15 protein-coding genes and 1 pseudogene are annotated in these 16,476 nt (G+C 60.3%); 11 read left to right on the top strand and 5 right to left on the bottom strand.

The features are described from left to right. Positions 1–72: 72 nt before the first annotated feature. Positions 73–813, top strand: coding sequence for a flagellar brake protein (locus GHO03_RS13760; protein WP_169917105.1), 741 nt, complete (start codon positions 73–75; stop codon positions 811–813). Positions 814–913: 100 nt separating this feature from the next. On the opposite strand, the gene GHO03_RS13755 is transcribed toward GHO03_RS13760, so the two are convergent. Together GHO03_RS13755 and GHO03_RS13750 are read right to left on the bottom strand one after the other, a co-directional pair. Continuing rightward, complete coding sequence (locus GHO03_RS13755) at positions 914–2,227, bottom strand: MFS transporter (RefSeq protein WP_095001830.1); 1,314 nt, start codon at positions 2,225–2,227, stop codon at positions 914–916. A gap of 65 nt (positions 2,228–2,292) precedes the next feature. Further along, positions 2,293–3,534 carry a glutamine synthetase family protein gene (locus GHO03_RS13750; RefSeq protein ID WP_165484567.1) on the bottom strand — a complete coding sequence of 414 codons (1,242 nt, stop codon included), beginning with the start codon at positions 3,532–3,534 and terminating at the stop codon, positions 2,293–2,295. Between the two features lie 305 nt (positions 3,535–3,839). On the opposite strand from GHO03_RS13750, the gene GHO03_RS13745 reads away from it, so the two are divergent. Beyond that, positions 3,840–5,138, top strand: a complete 1,299-nt coding sequence (locus GHO03_RS13745) for a histidine-type phosphatase (protein WP_095022997.1) — start codon at positions 3,840–3,842, stop codon at positions 5,136–5,138. On the opposite strand, the gene GHO03_RS13740 is transcribed toward GHO03_RS13745, so the two are convergent. Continuing rightward, positions 5,131–6,348, bottom strand: a complete 1,218-nt coding sequence (locus GHO03_RS13740) for an EAL domain-containing protein (protein ID WP_095001833.1) — start codon at positions 6,346–6,348, stop codon at positions 5,131–5,133. The genes GHO03_RS13745 and GHO03_RS13740 overlap by 8 nt on opposite strands. Positions 6,349–6,468: 120 nt before the next feature. Continuing rightward, positions 6,469–7,230 carry a FadR/GntR family transcriptional regulator gene (locus GHO03_RS13735; RefSeq protein ID WP_095001834.1) on the bottom strand — a complete coding sequence of 254 codons (762 nt, stop codon included), beginning with the start codon at positions 7,228–7,230 and terminating at the stop codon, positions 6,469–6,471. Between the two features lie 238 nt (positions 7,231–7,468). On the opposite strand from GHO03_RS13735, the gene GHO03_RS13730 reads away from it, so the two are divergent. From GHO03_RS13730 to GHO03_RS13690, 9 genes are all read left to right on the top strand, one after another. Then, positions 7,469–8,209 carry an SDR family oxidoreductase gene (locus GHO03_RS13730; protein ID WP_153400056.1) on the top strand — a complete coding sequence of 247 codons (741 nt, stop codon included), beginning with the start codon at positions 7,469–7,471 and terminating at the stop codon, positions 8,207–8,209. A gap of 153 nt (positions 8,210–8,362) precedes the next feature. Next, positions 8,363–9,211, top strand: coding sequence for a fumarylacetoacetate hydrolase family protein (locus GHO03_RS13725; protein ID WP_095019232.1), 849 nt, complete (start codon positions 8,363–8,365; stop codon positions 9,209–9,211). Between the two features lie 14 nt (positions 9,212–9,225). Then, positions 9,226–10,503, top strand: a complete 1,278-nt coding sequence (locus GHO03_RS13720) for an L-fuconate dehydratase (protein ID WP_153400055.1) — start codon at positions 9,226–9,228, stop codon at positions 10,501–10,503. Between the two features lie 24 nt (positions 10,504–10,527). Continuing rightward, entirely contained in the window at positions 10,528–11,373 is an 846-nt protein-coding gene (locus tag GHO03_RS13715) for an amidohydrolase (protein ID WP_153400054.1), read from the top strand. Beyond that, entirely contained in the window at positions 11,370–12,146 is a 777-nt protein-coding gene (locus GHO03_RS13710; protein ID WP_153400053.1) for an SDR family oxidoreductase, read from the top strand. Before GHO03_RS13715 ends, GHO03_RS13710 begins: the two co-directional genes overlap by 4 nt. Next, positions 12,143–12,484 carry an L-rhamnose mutarotase gene (locus tag GHO03_RS13705; protein WP_153400052.1) on the top strand — a complete coding sequence of 114 codons (342 nt, stop codon included), beginning with the start codon at positions 12,143–12,145 and terminating at the stop codon, positions 12,482–12,484. The genes GHO03_RS13710 and GHO03_RS13705 overlap by 4 nt, the downstream gene beginning before the upstream one ends. Before the next feature lie 148 nt (positions 12,485–12,632). Then, entirely contained in the window at positions 12,633–13,859 is a 1,227-nt protein-coding gene (gene fucP, locus GHO03_RS13700) for an L-fucose:H+ symporter permease (protein WP_153400051.1), read from the top strand. Positions 13,860–13,895: 36 nt separating this feature from the next. Continuing rightward, a complete protein-coding gene (locus tag GHO03_RS13695; protein WP_153400050.1) occupies positions 13,896–15,206 on the top strand; it encodes an MFS transporter in 1,311 nt (436 codons plus the stop codon). An 84-nt stretch (positions 15,207–15,290) separates the two neighbouring features. Further along, positions 15,291–15,542, top strand: a complete 252-nt coding sequence (locus GHO03_RS13690) for a hypothetical protein (RefSeq protein ID WP_095001843.1) — start codon at positions 15,291–15,293, stop codon at positions 15,540–15,542. Between the two features lie 27 nt (positions 15,543–15,569). Here GHO03_RS13690 and GHO03_RS13685 read toward each other — a convergent pair. Continuing rightward, a pseudogene (locus GHO03_RS13685) lies at positions 15,570–16,028 on the bottom strand (transposase). Positions 16,029–16,476: the final 448 nt, after the last annotated feature.

Below are 16,476 nucleotides of genomic sequence, written 5' to 3'. Positions count from 1 at the left end.
GAGACACACAACATGATGGCAGAATGCCCATCTTTTGCGTGTCGCTGTATTTTGTCTGGAGATTGATCAAACGTGTTCGACGCCCAAGATGCTCCGCAACCGCCAAAGGTGCTTACCACGCCGTTGGAAATTGCCTCCAACTTGCGGATGCTGCAAGAGAGCCATGACCCGCTGATCATTACTTTCCAGGACCGCACCCAGCGCTTCCAGAGCTATGTGGTGGATGTTAATCGCGAGAGCAACACTATGGCCCTGGACGAAATGATCCCCCGTGACGGTGAGCGCTTTCTTGAAGCGGGGGTGCCGTTCAAGGTTGAGGGCTTCCATGATGGCGTGCGTATCGCCTGGGAGTGCACCACGGCGCTGACCATTGATGACCGTCATGAGCACCGCTGTTATCGCGGCGCGATGCCCTACGAAGTGGTGTACCACCAGCGCCGCAATGCATTCCGTGCGGCCCTGCGGCTGGCCAATCTGGTCAATGTGCAAGTGGCGGGTGACAAGCTCAAGGCGCCGATCAAGGGCAAGTTGCTGGACGTTTCGGCAACCGGCTGCAAATTGCGTTTTGAGGGGGATATCAGCCAGGGCATGCAACTGGGTCAGGTGTATGAGCGCTTCAGCGCCGACCTGCCGTTTGGCCTGATGTCGACACCGGTGGAGTTGCGCTACCTGCATTTTGAAGAGCGGCTGAACATCACCTTTGCCGGGATGCGCTTTCACAACATCAGCGGCGCGGTGCAGCGCCAGGTCGAGCGGTTTGTCTATCAACTGCAGCGCGAGGCGCGCCAGTTTGATAAAGACGATGATTATTGAAACAGTGGTCGCTGGCTTGCCTGCGATGCACAGGGCGCGGTCTGGCTGAAAAACCGCGCTGAAGCCATCGCGAGCAAGCCCGCTCCCACAGGGGTATTGCCTATGTCTTGGACTCTGGTTCCGGTTCTGGCTCCTGCTCCTCCACCACCGGTTCCTGCACCATCTGTTCCTGCACCACCTGCTCATCCACCCGCGGGTCAAGGGCGGCGACCAGCGGCGAGCTGGACATGCTGTCGGGCATGGCCACGTGATGCAGCGGCGCATCATCGACCTGGTGCAGGTTGGTCACCGCATTCGGGCGAATCCGCCATACCAGGATCAACCCCGCCACGCTGAAAAACCCATAGAGCATCTGGCTGCCAAACAGTTTCATCAGCACCCCCGCCACCAACGGCCCCACGCTTGCGCCCACGCCATAAGTCACCAGCAGCATGGCCGTCAGCGACACACGACGCTCCGGCTCGATATGGTCGTTGGCAAAGGCCACGGCCAGCGGATAGATGCAAAATTGCAGCAAAGCCGCCAGGCAACCGGCAATAAACAGTACCTGCATGGGCACCGCCGGCAAGATCGCCAATGGCAACGCAGCCACCGCCAGCAAGCCGGCGAAAATACGGATCAGCAACGGCCGGTCATAACGGTCGGACAACCAGCCCAACGGCCACTGCACCAGCAAGCCGGCAAAAATGCAGCTACCCATATACAAGCCAACCAGTTCGGTAGACAGCCCTTGCTGCGATGCGTAGAGCGGTGCCAGACCGTAAAACGAGCCCACCAGCAAACCCGCGCCCATCACCGCAATCAACGACTGCGGCACACGCTTGATAAAAAATTTCGGGTCCATCGGCGCCGGGTGCAAAGGCGCCGGGTGAATACGCCGGGTCATGGCTACAGGCACCAGGCACAAGGCAAAACACAAGGCCACCACCATCAACAACTCGAGACCGAGCTGCGGGTGAACCGCCAGGATCAATTGCCCAAGCACCAGGCCCAGATAGGAGGCGATCATGTAGAGGCTGAACACCACGCCGCGCTGCCTGGCCTCGGCCTGCTCGTTAAGCCAGCTTTCGATGACCATGTACTGGCACATCATGCCCAGACCGACAATCACCCGCAGCAACAGCCAGATCGGCAGCCAGTCCGTGAGCCCGTGGCACAGCACCGCCGCACCGACAATACCGGCGCACGTGGCGTAGGCACGAATATGCCCGACCCTGGCAATCAGCCGGTGGCCGATCTTGCCACCCAGCACCAGGCCAAAATAGTTGGCCGCCATCAGCGCGCCGATCCACAGGCCGTCGACATTGTCCGCTGCCAGGCGCAGCGCCAGATAAGTACTCAACAGGCCGGAGCCGATCAACATCATCAGCGAGGCAAAATACAACGCTCTAAAGGACTTCCAGATCTGGTGCATTGGCTTTCCCTACGGCTCCTTGTGTCTGCCACCGGGAACAGGCCCGGCGCCACAGATTTAAACGGTCAAGCCTGAGCCGCAAGAACGCGACGTTCCCAGGGCGTGATTTCGTCATGGAAGCTGGTCAGTTCCAGCGTCTTGGACGCAACGTAACCTTCGATGAACTCAGTGCCGAACAGTTCAATCGCCATTTCACTACGGGCAAGGCGTGCCAGTGCCGCGTGCAAGGTGCAGGGCAATGTCAGCGCCTCGGGCACCTGGAACTCACCCTGGATCGCAGCACTCGGTTCAAGCCCACGCTCGATGCCATATAACCCTGCCGCGAGGCTGGCGGCAATTGCCAGGTACGGGTTGGCGTCCGCCCCCGGCAAACGGTTTTCAACCCGCCGCGCCGCAGGTGAGCTGGCCGGAATGCGTAAACCCGCACTCCGGTTGTCATGGGACCAGCACGCGTTGTTCGGCGACGCATAGGGGTGGAACAAGCGCTGATAGGAATTTACGTTCGGCGCAAACAACGCGGTAAAGTCCGCCATGCCCGCCTGCTGCCCGCCGATAAAATGGCGGAAGGTGGCTGTCGGCTGCCCCGCTTCGTCGCTGAACACGTTTCGCCCGCTGGCCGCCTCGACCACGCTCTGGTGAATATGCATCGAACTGCCGGCCGTGTGCGCCAGCGGCTTGGCCATGCACACCACGTTAAGGCCATGCTTGAGGGCAACTTCCTTGAGCAGGTGCTTGAACAGAAAAGTCTGGTCGGCCAACAGCATCGGATCACCGTGCAGCAGGTTGATCTCGAACTGGCTGACGCCCATCTCGTGCATAAAGGTGTCACGGGGCAAGCCCAGTGCCGCCATGCACAGGTACACCTCATTGAAAAAAGGCCGCAAGCCGTTGTTGGAGCTGATGCTGAACGCCGAAAATCCGTCTTCACGGCGCCCGTCCAGGCCCACGGGCGGGCGGAACGGCTGGGCCGGATCGGGGTTGTGCGCAAACACAAAAAACTCCAGCTCGGTCGCTACCACCGGCGCCAGCCCCCGCGCCGCGTAGCGGGCGATCACCGCCTTCAACTGGCCACGGGTCGACAGCCGCGAGCTTTCACCGCTGAGCTCATCGGCATCGCAAATGGCCAGGGCACGGGATGGCTGGCTCCAGGGCAGGCGATGAAGCTGGGTGAGGTCTGGCACCAGGGCAAGATCACCGTCCTCGCCGCCATAAAAGCGCGACTCAGGGTAGCCACCCATGATGCATTGCAACAGCACGCCACGGGCCATCTGCAAGCGCCGCCCTTCTATAAACCCCGCAGCAGTCATCACCTTGCCACGGGGCACGCCATTGAGGTCGGGGGTGACGCATTCAATCTCATCAATACCCGCCAATCGCTGTGCGAGCAAACCCTGGCCATCGCTATTCATGCCACTATCCTTGTTGTTAAGCAGGCCGCGCTGGGCAATGGCTACAAAATACGCACTGCCTGTTCGGAATTTCAAGCGAGCACCGCACAAATCTCGCGAAAACAGTGAACCTTCCTTCGGCAGCTGCTACGGAGCTCGGCATTTGTCTTATTTGCCGACTAGACTCTTCGCCCACTGTGTCAGGAAGACCCAAAGGAAGATCGATGAAGACGCTGCCCCCGCTTTATACCGGCCTGTTGCTGGCCAGCCTGTTCAGCCCCGCAGCCTTGGCCCAGATACCCAGCAGCGATGGCTATGTGCTGGATAAAGTCGTGCAGGTCAGCCGCCACGGAGTGCGCCCGCCTACCGAATCCAATGAAAAACTGCTGACCTCGGTCACCCAGCGCAAATGGCCAACCTGGCTGGTGCCCTTCGGTAACCTGACCGGCCACGGCTATACCGGCGCGGTGGAAATGGGCCGCTACCGTGGTGAAGTGCTGCGGGCCGCCGGGCTGATCCCCCGGGGCTGCCCGGATGCCAGCCAGTTGCTGGTACACGCCAGCCCCCTGCAACGCACCAAGGCCACGGCCCAGGCCTTGCTCGATGGCATGTTCCCCGGCTGCGGCCTGCAACCAGGCTATGTCCACGGCAAGCAGGATGCCCTGTTCCAGGCCAATGAAATGCCCTTTGCCGCGCTCGATCCGGCCAAGGCCAAAGCCGAAATTCTCAAGGCTCTGGGCGGCAGCGTCGAAGCCGCACAGGCACGCTACAAACCCTTTGAAGAAAAACTCAGGGAGGTCGTCTGCCTGCCTGCCACCGATTGCCCGTATGGCAAACAGGACTGGACACTGGAACAAAACGCCAAGGGCCGTTTCGCGATAAAGGGCCTGAGCGCAGGTGCCAATATGGGCGAAGTGTTCCGTCTGGAATATAGCCAGGGCCTGCCACTGGACAAGGTCGCCTTCGGCAACGGCCGCACCGCCGCCGAGGTATCCAGCCTGATGGTGCTGACCAAGGCCAAGTACGACTACCTCAACGACATCCCCTATATCGCCAGCCGCGGCGCTTCCGAGCTGATGAACCAGATTGCCCTGGAACTCAAGCAGGGCACCCCGCTGGAGCAGAAAGACGCGCCGGATAGCCCGCCCGATGTACCGCTGATGCTGCTGGTGGCTCACGACACCAATATCTCTTACCTGCGCACCATGCTCGGCTTCGGCTGGAAGCAGGGAGATTACATCGCCAACAACATCCCGCCCGTGGGTACGTTGCAGTTCGAACGTTACAAGGAAGTCAAAACCGGCGAGTACTTTTTGCGCATCGCCTTTGAGGCCCAGTCAATGGACCAGATTCGTAACCTGACCCAACTGACCGCCACGCAAAAACCCCTCAGGAGCGATTTCCAAAGCGCCGGGGACTGCCGCAAAACCAGCGCAGGCCTGCTCTGCCCGCTCAAGGATGCGATGGTCAAAGTCGAGCAGAACATCGACCCCACCGCGCTAACGCCCTATACCTTCAACTAGCGGTGGTTAAGGCAGGGCTTGCTTCACGTTGCTGCAACCAGCACAGCAAATCCTGCCCGCTCATGGGCCGCGCAAACCAGTAACCCTGCCCTTCAACACAGCCCATGGCCAGCAAACGCAGGGACTGTGCCTCGGTTTCAATCCCTTCAATAACCACCGACATACCCAAGGCTTTACCCAGGGCCAGGGTGCTGGCGATCACGGCGGCGCAACGCGGTTCATGCTCCAGGTTGCCCACAAATTCACCGTCCAGCTTGATTTCGTTGAATGGCAACTGGCACAGCCGCTGCAATGACGAAAAACCGGCACCAAAATCGTCAATTGATAACCGGCAGCCCATCATGCGCAGGCGCACCAGATTCTCCAGGCTGGCGACCGGAGCTTGCAGCAAACCGGTTTCAGTCAATTCGAAGGTCAACCTGGAGCCCGGCGTGACATGACGGGTCAGAACCCCCTTGAGGGTATAAGTCAGCTGACTGTTAGCCAGTTGCGACGCTTGCAGGTTGAACGCCATGTTCAAGGGATAACCCCGGCTCCGTGCTTGCTCTTGCAGGCTCAACGCCTGATCGAGTTGGGCAAACAGCAACTCGTCCATCAAGCCGCAGCGCTCCAGCACCGGGATAAATACCGCCGGCGGTAGCACGCCCTTATCGGGGTGCAGCCAACGGCAAAGCACTTCGACACCGGTCACATCGCCGGTTTGCAGATTGAACTTGGGTTGATACCAGGCCTGCAATTGCTGCAGGGCCAGAGCCTGACGTACTTCGTCCTCGCAAGCCAGTGACAGCGTGCTGCCCGGTACAGGTTCGAGCGTGCAGATAGTGCTTTGATACTTGAGTAACAGAGGTTGCAGCACAGCGGCATACAACGGTTTGCCGGCATCGCCAAGCAACTCGAGCCCCAACAGGGCAATGAGCTGATGCGCGGCACAACGCAAATCGGCCGACAGCGCACTGCTGACAATAATCGACCGGACTTGCCCCGTCCTGCCCACGCGACGCAAAAACGCCAGGCCGTCCATGCCATCCATCTGCAAATCGCACACGGCGATATCAACCGGCCCCACTTGCTGAAGAACCGTCAACGCCTGGCTGCCGTCACTGGCCTCAAACACGTCATGGCAACCCAGGGAGCGAAACATGCTTACCGCAACGGCACGCTGGAAACTGTCATCTTCCAGGATCAGGACACGCAGGGGATTTCCAGGCATTAAGATGAACCATCGAGAAACGGTGTAGGTTAATTATCTCGAATGCTGAAAGATTTTTACCTAGGAAAAGTCCCAATAAATGTAGGACTAATGCCAACCCTCCCGACCGGCGATTGAATGTCAGCGCGCGCTGCGACTGAATATACGGATCACTTCATCCAGGTGCTCGGCCATTGCCTGCCGTGCGGCGGGCGCATCGTGCTGCTCGAGCGCCAGCAGGATACGGCGGTGCTCATCTTCCGAGCGATGGGTCATATCCTGTGGGGTGTAGTGGTTTTGCAGGCGCTGGAACATGCTGCCGTAACGATGGCCCAATAGATGCTGGATCATCAGGGCATAGGCCGGGTTGTCCGAGGCCTGGGCAATGCGGATATGGAACAGACGATCGCCGGGGTGGGTGTGGGACCCTTCGCGGTTGTCCTGAACGTTGCGTTCAAAAGCTTCGCGGATACCCGCCAACTCCTCGTCACTGGCATTGATCGCCGCCAGCGCCGCCGCTTCGGGCTCAATCAGGCGACGGGCCTGCAACAGCGCGAACGGTGGAATTTCGGCATTGAAGTCGATTTCAAGGTTCAGCTCGGGGTCCAGTTCTTTCCACTGGTTGCGCGTAGCCTGGGCCATAACCGGTTCATCTGACACCGCCTGCACCGGCGGCTCACAGACCAGTACCCCGTTACCGACGCGTACATCCACCAGCCCTATCACTTCAAGCGCAATCATCGCCTCACGTACCGAGGCACGACTTACACCCAGCAACTTGGCCAGTTCACGCTCGGCTGGCAAACGGCTGCCCGGCGGAAATTCACCGCTGTCGATCAAGGCGCGTAGCTGATCAGCGATTTGCCGATAAAGCCGTTGGTTATCAATAACTTGAAATGGCATCAGGAAATAAGCTCTGGTTTGGACAGCATTCGACAAGCACTTGGAGCTGAAAAAGACGCTTGTTGAAGCTTGAGGTGCATGCTACAAAAGGCCCAATGGCCTGACCATTGGATGGATATCGTAAAGCGATCATAGCAAACCTTATCCTTGTACTTGTGTCGTTTTGCCATTTGCTACGCCCCCAATGGCCTGACCATTGGGCCAACTATAAAAACAATGACATCGTAACGGAGCACCCATGGATCTTTCCGGCAAACGTGTGCTGATCACTGCCGCTGCGCAGGGGATTGGCCAGGCCACCGTCCAGGCATACCTCGCCGCCGGTGCCGAAGTCTTCGCCGCCGATATCAATGCCGGCGCCCTCGACGCCCTTGAGGGCGCGCACAAACATGTTCTGGACGTCACCGATGCTGCTGCCATCGAGCGCCTGGCCAAACAGCTGGGCCCACTGGATGTGCTGTTCAACTGCGCGGGCGTGGTGCACAGCGGCACTATCCTGGAATGCGAAGAAAAGGACTGGAACTTCGCCCTGGACCTCAACGTGACAGCCATGTACCGCATGATCCGCGCTTTTTTGCCGGGCATGCTGGGCAGCGGCGGAGGCTCGATCATCAACATGGCCTCGGTCGCCTCCAGCGTCAAAGGCGTGCCCAACCGTTTTGCCTACTGCGCCAGCAAAGGCGCGGTGATTGGCCTGACCCGTTCTGTAGCGGCTGACTTTGTGAACCAGAACATCCGCTGCAACGCCATCTGCCCCGGCACCGTCGACTCCCCTTCCCTGCGCCAGCGTATTCGCGAACAGGCCGAGCGCGAAGGCCGCAGCGTGGACGAGGTGTATGCCGCCTTTGCCGCGCGCCAGCCCATGGGCCGCATTGGCACCGCCGAGGAAATCGCCCAGTTGGCGCTGTACCTGGGCTCAAGTGCCAGCGGCTTTACCACCGGCACGGCACAAATCATTGATGGCGGCTGGAGTAACTAGCCGCAAGCTTTTGACCTTGTGGGAGCGGGCTTGCTCGCGATTGGATCGCTGCGCTGTATCAGGCAAATCGCGCTGATGCCATCGCCAGCAAGCCCGCTCCCGCAACAAGCCTGCTCCCACTGGGCCCTGCCCCTCCCCCAAAAAGGATTGTTTATGAAACTGCTGCGTTACGGTGAAAAAGGCCAGGAGCGTCCCGCCCTGCTCGACAACGACGGCCAACTGCGCGATTTGTCGGCAGTGGTCGCGGATATCGCAGGCCAGACCCTGAGCCCCGAAAGCATTGCCCGCCTGCAAGATATCGACCCGTCCACCCTGCCACTGGTTGAGGGCTCCCCCCGTATCGGCGCCTGCGTCGGCCAGGTCGGAAAATTTATCTGCATCGGCCTGAACTACGCCGACCATGCTGCCGAAACCGGTGCCGCAATCCCCGCCGAACCGGTGGTGTTCAGCAAATGGACCAGCGCCATCGTCGGCCCCAACGACAACGTCGAAATCCCGCGCAATTCGCGCAAAACCGACTGGGAAGTCGAGCTGGGTGTGGTGATCGGTAAAGGCGGTCGCTATATCAGCGAAAACCAGGCCATGGAACACGTGGCCGGTTACTGCGTGATCAACGACATCTCCGAGCGCGAGTTCCAGCTGGAGCTGGGCGGTACCTGGGACAAAGGCAAAGGCTGCGACACTTTCGGCCCGCTGGGCCCGTGGCTGGTGACCCGCGACGAAATCGCCGATCCGCACCAGCTCGACCTGTGGCTGGAAGTGGATGGCCACCGCTACCAGAACGGCAACACCCGCACGATGATCTTCCAGATCCCGAAAATCATCAGCTACCTCAGCCAGTTCATGAGCCTGCAACCGGGGGATGTGATTTCCACCGGCACCCCGCCAGGCGTCGGCCTGGGTATCAAACCCGAGCCTGTCTACCTGCGTGCCGGCCAGACCATGCGCCTGGGCATCAGCGGGCTGGGCGAACAACAGCAACGCACCGTGAACGCCGACTGACAGGGAGCCATACCATGACCACAATTACTGCCGTACGGGTTGAAGACATCCGCTTCCCCACCTCGCAATCCCTCGACGGTTCTGACGCGATGAACCCGGACCCTGACTACTCGGCGGCCTATGTCATCCTCGAAACCGACACCCCCGGCCTTGAAGGCCATGGCCTGACCTTCACCATCGGCCGCGGCAACGAAATCTGCTGTGCCTCGATCAAGGCCCTGGCCAGCCTGCTGGTGGGTTTGAAGCTGGAGTGGATCGCCGAAGACATGGGCCGTTTCTGGCACCACGTGACCAGCGACAGCCAGTTGCGCTGGATCGGCCCGGACAAGGGCGCCATCCACCTGGCCACCGGTGCGGTGGTCAACGCCGCCTGGGACCTGTGGGCCAAGGCCGAAGGCAAGCCGGTGTGGCGTCTGGTGGCAGACATGAGCCCCGAAGAACTGGTGCGCTGTATCGACTTTCGTTATATCACCGACTGCATCACCCCGGCAGAAGCTCTGACCCTGCTGCGCGAGCGCGCCAATGGCAAGGCCGAGCGACTGGCCTTGCTCGAGGCTGAGGGCTACCCCTGCTACACCACCTCCGCCGGCTGGCTGGGCTATGCCGACGACAAGCTGCGCAGACTGTGTCAGGAAGCGGTGGATGCGGGCTTCTCTCACGTCAAATTGAAAGTCGGCCACGACCTGCAGGACGATATCCGCCGCGTGCGCATCGCCCGGGAAGTACTGGGCCCGGATCGCAAGCTGATGATCGACGCCAATCAGGTATGGGAAGTGGACGCGGCCATCGACTGGGGGCGCGAACTGTCATTCGCCAACCCGTGGTTTATCGAAGAGCCAACCAGCCCGGACGACGTCGAAGGTCATCGAAAAATCCGCCTGGGTGTCAGCCCGGTCAAGGTAGCGACCGGCGAAATGTGCCAGAACCGTATCGTGTTCAAGCAACTGATCATGCGTGAAGCCATTGACGTGGTGCAGATCGACGCCTGCCGCCTGGGCGGGGTCAATGAAGTGCTGGCCGTGATGCTGATGGCCGCCAAGTACAACCTGCCGGTATGTCCGCACGCAGGCGGCGTTGGTCTGTGCGAGTACGTGCAGCACCTGTCGATGATCGACTACCTGTGCATCGCCGGGACTCACGAAGGCCGGGTGGTGGAATTTGTCGACCATCTGCACGAGCACTTCGAAGACCCCTGCGTGATCCGCAACGCGGCCTATATGCCACCACAGGCTCCGGGCTTCTCGATCCAGATGAAGGCCGCCTCCCGCGAGCAGTACCGCTACCGGGGCTAAGCAAACGGACGGAGTACAACAATAATGTCGTCCCCACACTCACTACGACTGGATGCACACCAGCACTTCTGGCGCTATGACGCCGCGGCCTATCCGTGGATAGGTCGCGACATGAGCGGTTTGCGCCAGGACTTTACCCCCGATGATCTGCGGCCCTTGCTCGATGCTGGCGGATTCGACGGTTGCATCGCCGTGCAGGCCCGCGCCTGTGCCAGTGAAACCGATCAACTGTTGCAACTGGCGCAGCGCTACCCGTGGATTCGCGCCGTGGTGGGCTGGGTCGACCTGTGTGCCCGCGACCTTGAGCAATCGCTTGAACGCTGGGCGCAAGCGCCGGTTTTGCGTGGCTTTCGTCATCAGTTGCAGGACGAACCCTCGCTCGCCCAGTTTATCCAAAATCCGGGGTTCAGCCGTGGCTTGCATACCTTGCAACGCCAGGGACTGGTCTACGAAGTGCTGGTCAAGGCCCGGGATCTGCGCACGTTTACCGAACTGTGCCAGCAGCATGACCAGCACCATCTGGTACTCGACCACCTGGGCAAACCCGATATCCAGGCCGGGGACTTGAAAACCTGGGCCAGCCAACTGGCACCGTTGGCGGCCCTGCCCCACGTCAGCTGCAAGTTGTCAGGGCTGATCACCGAAGCCCATTGGCAGGACTGGTCCAGCGCACAACTGACGCCCTATTTGCACATGGCACTGGAACTGTTTGGCCCCGAGCGCCTGATGTTCGGTTCCGACTGGCCGGTGTGCCTGTTGGCCAGCGACTACGAGGCCACTCACACCCTGGTCGCCAGCGTGTCAGAGCACGCGGCCATCTGGGGTGGTACGGCGTGCCGCGTCTACAACATAGAGGGAGTGACGCAATGAATCTGCATCTGCAAGACAAGGTGTTTATCGTGACCGGCGGCGGCTCGGGGATCGGCGCAGCCATCACCCTGAGGCTGGCTGACGAAGGTGCGATCCCGGTGATTTTCGGCCACAGCCCGCTGTCCGATGAGCTGGCCCGGCAATTGGATCAGCGCGGGGCGCAGAGCCTGTTTGTGCAGGTCGAACTGCGCGACGAAGACGCCTGCCGCGCGGCAGTCGCCAGCGTGCTGCAACGCTTCGGCCGCATCGACGGGCTGGTCAATAACGCCGGGGTCAACGATGGCGTTGGCCTTGAAGCCGGGCGCTCGGCCTTTGTCGAGTCACTGGAAAAAAACCTCATCCATTATTATCTCATGACCCATCTGTGCGTCGATGCGCTCAAGGCCAGCCGCGGTGCCATCGTCAATATCAGCTCCAAGACGGCCCTCACCGGGCAAGGCGGGACCAGCGGCTACACCGCCGCCAAGGGCGCGCAACTGTCGTTGACCCGCGAATGGGCCACTTCATTGCTGGCTGACGGGATCCGGGTCAATGCGGTGATCCCGGCCGAAGTCATGACCCCCTTGTACGAGCGCTGGATCGACACCTTCGCCGACCCGCAAGCCAAGCTGGCGAGCATTGTTGAAAAAATTCCCCTGGGCCGGCGCATGACCACGGCCGCAGAAATCGCCGACAGCGTGCTGTTTTTGCTCTCCCCGCGCGCCTCCCACACCACCGGGCAATGGCTGGTGGTGGACGGTGGCTACACCCACCTGGACCGGGCGCTGACATGAACCGCCAATGCCTGGCGCTGGACCTTAAGGACGACCCGGCGCTGATTGCCGAGTATGAGCGCTTGCACCAGAACATCTGGCCGCAGATCAGCGCCCATTTGCGCGGGTATGGCGTGCTCGACATGCAGATATGGCGCCTGGGCACGCGGCTGTTCATGGTCATGGACACAGCCCCCGAGTTCAGTGCCGAAGCTTTTGCCCTGGCTGGCGCCAGCGACCCCAAGGTGCAGGAATGGGAAGCGCTGATGTGGCGTTTTCAGCAGCCTACACCCTGGACAAAGCCCGGTGAAAAATGGGCGCCAATGGCACAGATTTTTAGCCTGAAAGATTCTCCCTGACCCTGTGGGGGCGAGCCTGCTCGCGATGGCATCACCGCGGTGGTCAGGCAAACCGAGCCGCCTGCATCGCGAGCAGGCTCGCTCCCACAGGGTGTAGATCCACGCAAACCACAACGCCGAACTCACAACAATAAAAAGGAGATGCGTCATGTCACTCAAGCACCCGAACGTCGCAGCGCCGTCCTTTACCCGGGCGGTCACGTCCTATCGCCGGGCACTGATCCTGGTCACCTGCCTGTTCTTTCTCTGGGGCCTGTCCTATGGCTTGCTCGATGTGCTCAACAAGCACTTCCAGGAAACCCTGCACGTCAGCAAGGCGCAGTCGGGCCTGCTGCAAAGCGCCTACTTTGGCGCGTATTTTCTGATCGCCCTGCCCGCCGGTTTGCTGATGGACAGGTACGGCTACAAGGCCGGCATCCTGCTGGGCCTGTGCCTCTACGCCACCGGCGCCCTGCTGTTTATGCCCGCCGCTGCGGCGCAGAGTTTTCAGTTTTTCCTGTTAGCCCTGTTTGTGATTGCCTGCGGCCTGGGCTGCCTGGAAACCGCCGCCAACCCCTACGCCACGGTGCTGGGTGAACCCGCCGGAGCCGAGCGCCGCCTGAACCTGGCGCAGTCGTTCAACGGCCTGGGGCAGTTTTTCGGCCCCTTGATTGGCGGCGCACTGTTCTTCAGCGGTGCCAACAGCACCGACACCACACAATCGCTGCAAATGACCTATCTGGTGATTGCCGCACTGGTGTTGCTGGTGGCCATCCTTATCGCCCGCACTGCGCTACCCGACCTGCGCGAGCAGGAAGTGCAAGTTGCGCAGCACGACCACAAAGGCCTGTGGCAACACCGCGAATTCGTCACGGGGGTTATCACCCAGTTCTTTTATGTGGGAGCACAAGTTGGCGTGGGGGCGTTTTTTATCAACTACGTCACCGAGCACTGGGCGCAGATGAGCAGCCAGCAAGCCGCGTATCTGCTTTCGGTGGCCATGCTCAGCTTTATGTTCGGACGCTTTTTCAGCACCTGGCTGATGGGCAGGGTCAATGCCCAGCGCCTGCTGCTGATCTATGCGCTGATCAACGTGGCGCTGTGTGCGGTGGTGGTGCTGGGGTTTGAAGGTGTATCGGTGGTCGCGCTGGTGGCGACGTTCTTCTTTATGTCGATCATGTTCCCCACCCTGTTTGCCATGGGCGTGAAAAACCTCGGCCCACATACCAAGCGCGGCAGCTCGTTCATGATCATGGCCATAGTTGGCGGCGCGCTGCTGCCCTATGTGATGGGTCTGGTGGCCGACCACTCCTCCACGGCCGTGGCCTATCTGTTGCCAATGGGCTGTTTTGTAATCGTCGCTGCCTATGCCCGTGCTGCCCTGAAAAAAATCTGATTGCTGTACTCCACAAAAACAATAACGGAGCACCCCATGACCAACCCCGCACTGCAACAGGCGCTGAGCAAGATCCGCTGGCGCATCCTGCCCTTTGTCGCCCTGATGTTCGCCATGGCGATCATCGATCGTTCCAATATCGGCTTTGCCAAACACGCCCTGCAGGCGGACACCGGCCTGAGCAACGCGGCATTTGCCCTGGGTGCGGGGATTTTCTTTATCGGCTATGCCGTGTTCGAAGTACCGAGCAACCTGATGCTGCACAAGATCGGCGCACGCATCTGGCTGAGCCGGATCATGGTGACCTGGGGCCTGGTCTCAGCGGCGATGATGTTTGCCCACGACGAAACCAGCTTCTATATCCTGCGGTTTCTGCTGGGCGTAGCCGAAGCCGGGCTATCGCCGGGGGTGGTGTTGTACCTGACCTACTGGTTCCCGCAGAACCAGCGTGGCTCGGCCTATGGCATTTACTATTTTGGCGTGCCGGTGTCGTTGATGGTGGGCGGCCCGGTATCGGGCTGGTTGCTGGAAAGCGCGCAGTTCGGCCTTACCGGCTGGCAATGGATGTTTGTCACCGAAGGCCTGGCGGCCTCGATCATCGGCGTATTCGCGTTATTCTACCTGACCGACAAACCCCGGGATGCCAAGTGGCTGAACACCGAAGAAAAGGCCGCGATCGAACACGAGCTGGAAAAAGAGCAACTGCAAAAAGCCAACAAAGGCCCGTCGTCGTGGCGTGCAGCAATGTTCAACCCGGTGGTGCTGTACTTCACCCTGATCTACTTCACCATTCAGGTCAGCGTGTATGGCGTGCTGTTCTACCTGCCAACGCGGATCGCCGAGTTGCTGGGTACCGGCATTGGCCTTAAGGTCGGCGCCCTGACCTCCATTCCGTGGATTGCCACCGTATGCATGCTGTACCTGGTGACACGCCATGCTGACCGCAAGGGCCAACAAACCCGCTATGCCGCATTGATGCTGGCAATGGCCGCAGTGGGCATGATCGGCTCGACCTTGAGTGGCAACCTGGTGCTGGTGATTATGGCGTTCTGCGTGGCTGCCGCCGGTTTTATCACCGTGCAACCGTTGTTCTGGACACTGCCTACCCGCTTTCTGGGTGGTGCAGCGGCGGCCAGCGGGATTGCCGTGATCGGTGCCCTGGGCAACCTGGGCGGTTTTCTTGCACCCACGGTCAAAACCTGGGCCGAGGGCTACTTCAACAACCCGCACGCGGGCATGTACTTTCTGGCCGGCACGGCGCTGCTGGGCGCATTGATGCTGATTCGCTCAGCGAGGGCGAGCGGCAATCCGGGCAAACTCCCGGCCCCGGCAGCCACACCACACTGAGGGGCACTGCGGGTATTAACACGGGTCACATGTGAGCTACATTGGGTAACAAACAACAGCCCGTAAACTCACAAAGGGTGACCCGTGAATACCAATCAAAAACTGCGCACCTTCGACCTGATCCGTGAAGCGGTACTGCCCGAGTACCGCGACCGCGTAAACGAATACCTGAGCCTCTACGAAGAGACGCTGCACAGCGCAAACACTCCGACTGCCGACATCCAGGCCAGTGCCCAACAGCTGCGCGGCTACCTGCGCGGCCTCAACACCACCCGGGTGCTGGGCATGGCTGACTGGGAAGAACTGGACCGGCGCATTACCGAGTCGTGGTTGTAACGGTAAACACCTATCCCCCCTGTGGGATCAAACCCAGATTGTGTCCCACAAGGGGTAGTCCCCCACCCGCTGGACCAGCCCGGCGCGCAGCGGGTTGGCAATCACATAACGGGCCATCTGCTTGATATCTTCATCACGCCGCAAGGCATGGTCGTGGTAGCCCTGTTGCCAACGGCGGCCTGTTTGCCCAGTGGACTGGTTGATTGCGCGGGTGCTCAACGATTTTGTGCGACACATCAACTCATCCAGCGAGCCTTTATCAAGGCTGATCAGCCAATGAAAGTGATCCGGCATCACCACCCATGCCAGCGAAGTGGCCAGCCCCTGCTCTTGTGCCCGCTTGAACTGTTCGACCACCCGTCGGCCTACACGCCAGTTCAGGAAAATCGGTTAGCGTCCAAGCGTATTGGCGGTCAGAAGATAAATGCGATTTTGCTCGCTGTAACGACCACGGCGCAGGCGGTGGGAGGCAGAAAAAGAAGGCATGGCCTGACTCTATGAGTTGATGAATTTCAAAGGTTAGTCAGTAGCGGGACAGCCACAACGGGCATCGTTTGACGGGATATGTCGTAGGACTTTTTTGTGATCACCGCAAACCTGTGGGAGCTGGCTTGCCTGCGATGCACACAACGCGGTCTGGCTGGCGCACCCCGGGGATGCCATCGCGAGCAAGCCCGCTCCCGCAGAGGTACGCGGTTGACCCCGGATTTTGTGAGCACCGCAAAACCTGTGGGAGCTGGCTTGCCTGCGATGCACACAACGCGGTCTGGCTTGCGCACCCCGGGGATGCCATCGCGAGCAAGCCCGCTCCCACAGAGGTACGCGGCTGACCCCGGATTTTGTGAGCACCGCAAAAACTGTGGGAGCTGGCTTGCCTGCGATGCACACAACGCGGTCTGGCTGGCGCACCCCGGGGATGCCATCGCGAGCAAGC

Origin of the sequence: Pseudomonas sp. FSL R10-1339 (genome assembly GCF_009600545.1) — a bacterium.
GTDB lineage: Bacteria > Pseudomonadota > Gammaproteobacteria > Pseudomonadales > Pseudomonadaceae > Aquipseudomonas > Aquipseudomonas bubulae.
The sequence above is the reverse complement of the archived record's forward strand: the minus strand, read 5'-3'. Positions and strand labels throughout refer to the sequence as shown.

Excerpts from the sequence above, each read along its gene's own strand:
- GHO03_RS13755 (WP_095001830.1), bottom strand. The coding sequence starts at position 2,227 with ATGCACCAGATCTGGAAGTCCTTTAGAGCGTTGTATTTTGCCTCGCTG.
- GHO03_RS13750 (WP_165484567.1), bottom strand. The coding sequence starts at position 3,534 with ATGACTGCTGCGGGGTTTATAGAAGGGCGGCGCTTGCAGATGGCCCGT.
- GHO03_RS13745 (WP_095022997.1), top strand. The coding sequence starts at position 3,840 with ATGAAGACGCTGCCCCCGCTTTATACCGGCCTGTTGCTGGCCAGCCTG.
- GHO03_RS13740 (WP_095001833.1), bottom strand. The coding sequence starts at position 6,348 with ATGCCTGGAAATCCCCTGCGTGTCCTGATCCTGGAAGATGACAGTTTC.
- GHO03_RS13735 (WP_095001834.1), bottom strand. The coding sequence starts at position 7,230 with ATGCCATTTCAAGTTATTGATAACCAACGGCTTTATCGGCAAATCGCT.
- GHO03_RS13730 (WP_153400056.1), top strand. The coding sequence starts at position 7,469 with ATGGATCTTTCCGGCAAACGTGTGCTGATCACTGCCGCTGCGCAGGGG.
- GHO03_RS13725 (WP_095019232.1), top strand. The coding sequence starts at position 8,363 with ATGAAACTGCTGCGTTACGGTGAAAAAGGCCAGGAGCGTCCCGCCCTG.
- GHO03_RS13720 (WP_153400055.1), top strand. The coding sequence starts at position 9,226 with ATGACCACAATTACTGCCGTACGGGTTGAAGACATCCGCTTCCCCACC.
- GHO03_RS13715 (WP_153400054.1), top strand. The coding sequence starts at position 10,528 with ATGTCGTCCCCACACTCACTACGACTGGATGCACACCAGCACTTCTGG.
- GHO03_RS13710 (WP_153400053.1), top strand. The coding sequence starts at position 11,370 with ATGAATCTGCATCTGCAAGACAAGGTGTTTATCGTGACCGGCGGCGGC.
- GHO03_RS13705 (WP_153400052.1), top strand. The coding sequence starts at position 12,143 with ATGAACCGCCAATGCCTGGCGCTGGACCTTAAGGACGACCCGGCGCTG.
- fucP (WP_153400051.1), top strand. The coding sequence starts at position 12,633 with ATGTCACTCAAGCACCCGAACGTCGCAGCGCCGTCCTTTACCCGGGCG.
- GHO03_RS13695 (WP_153400050.1), top strand. The coding sequence starts at position 13,896 with ATGACCAACCCCGCACTGCAACAGGCGCTGAGCAAGATCCGCTGGCGC.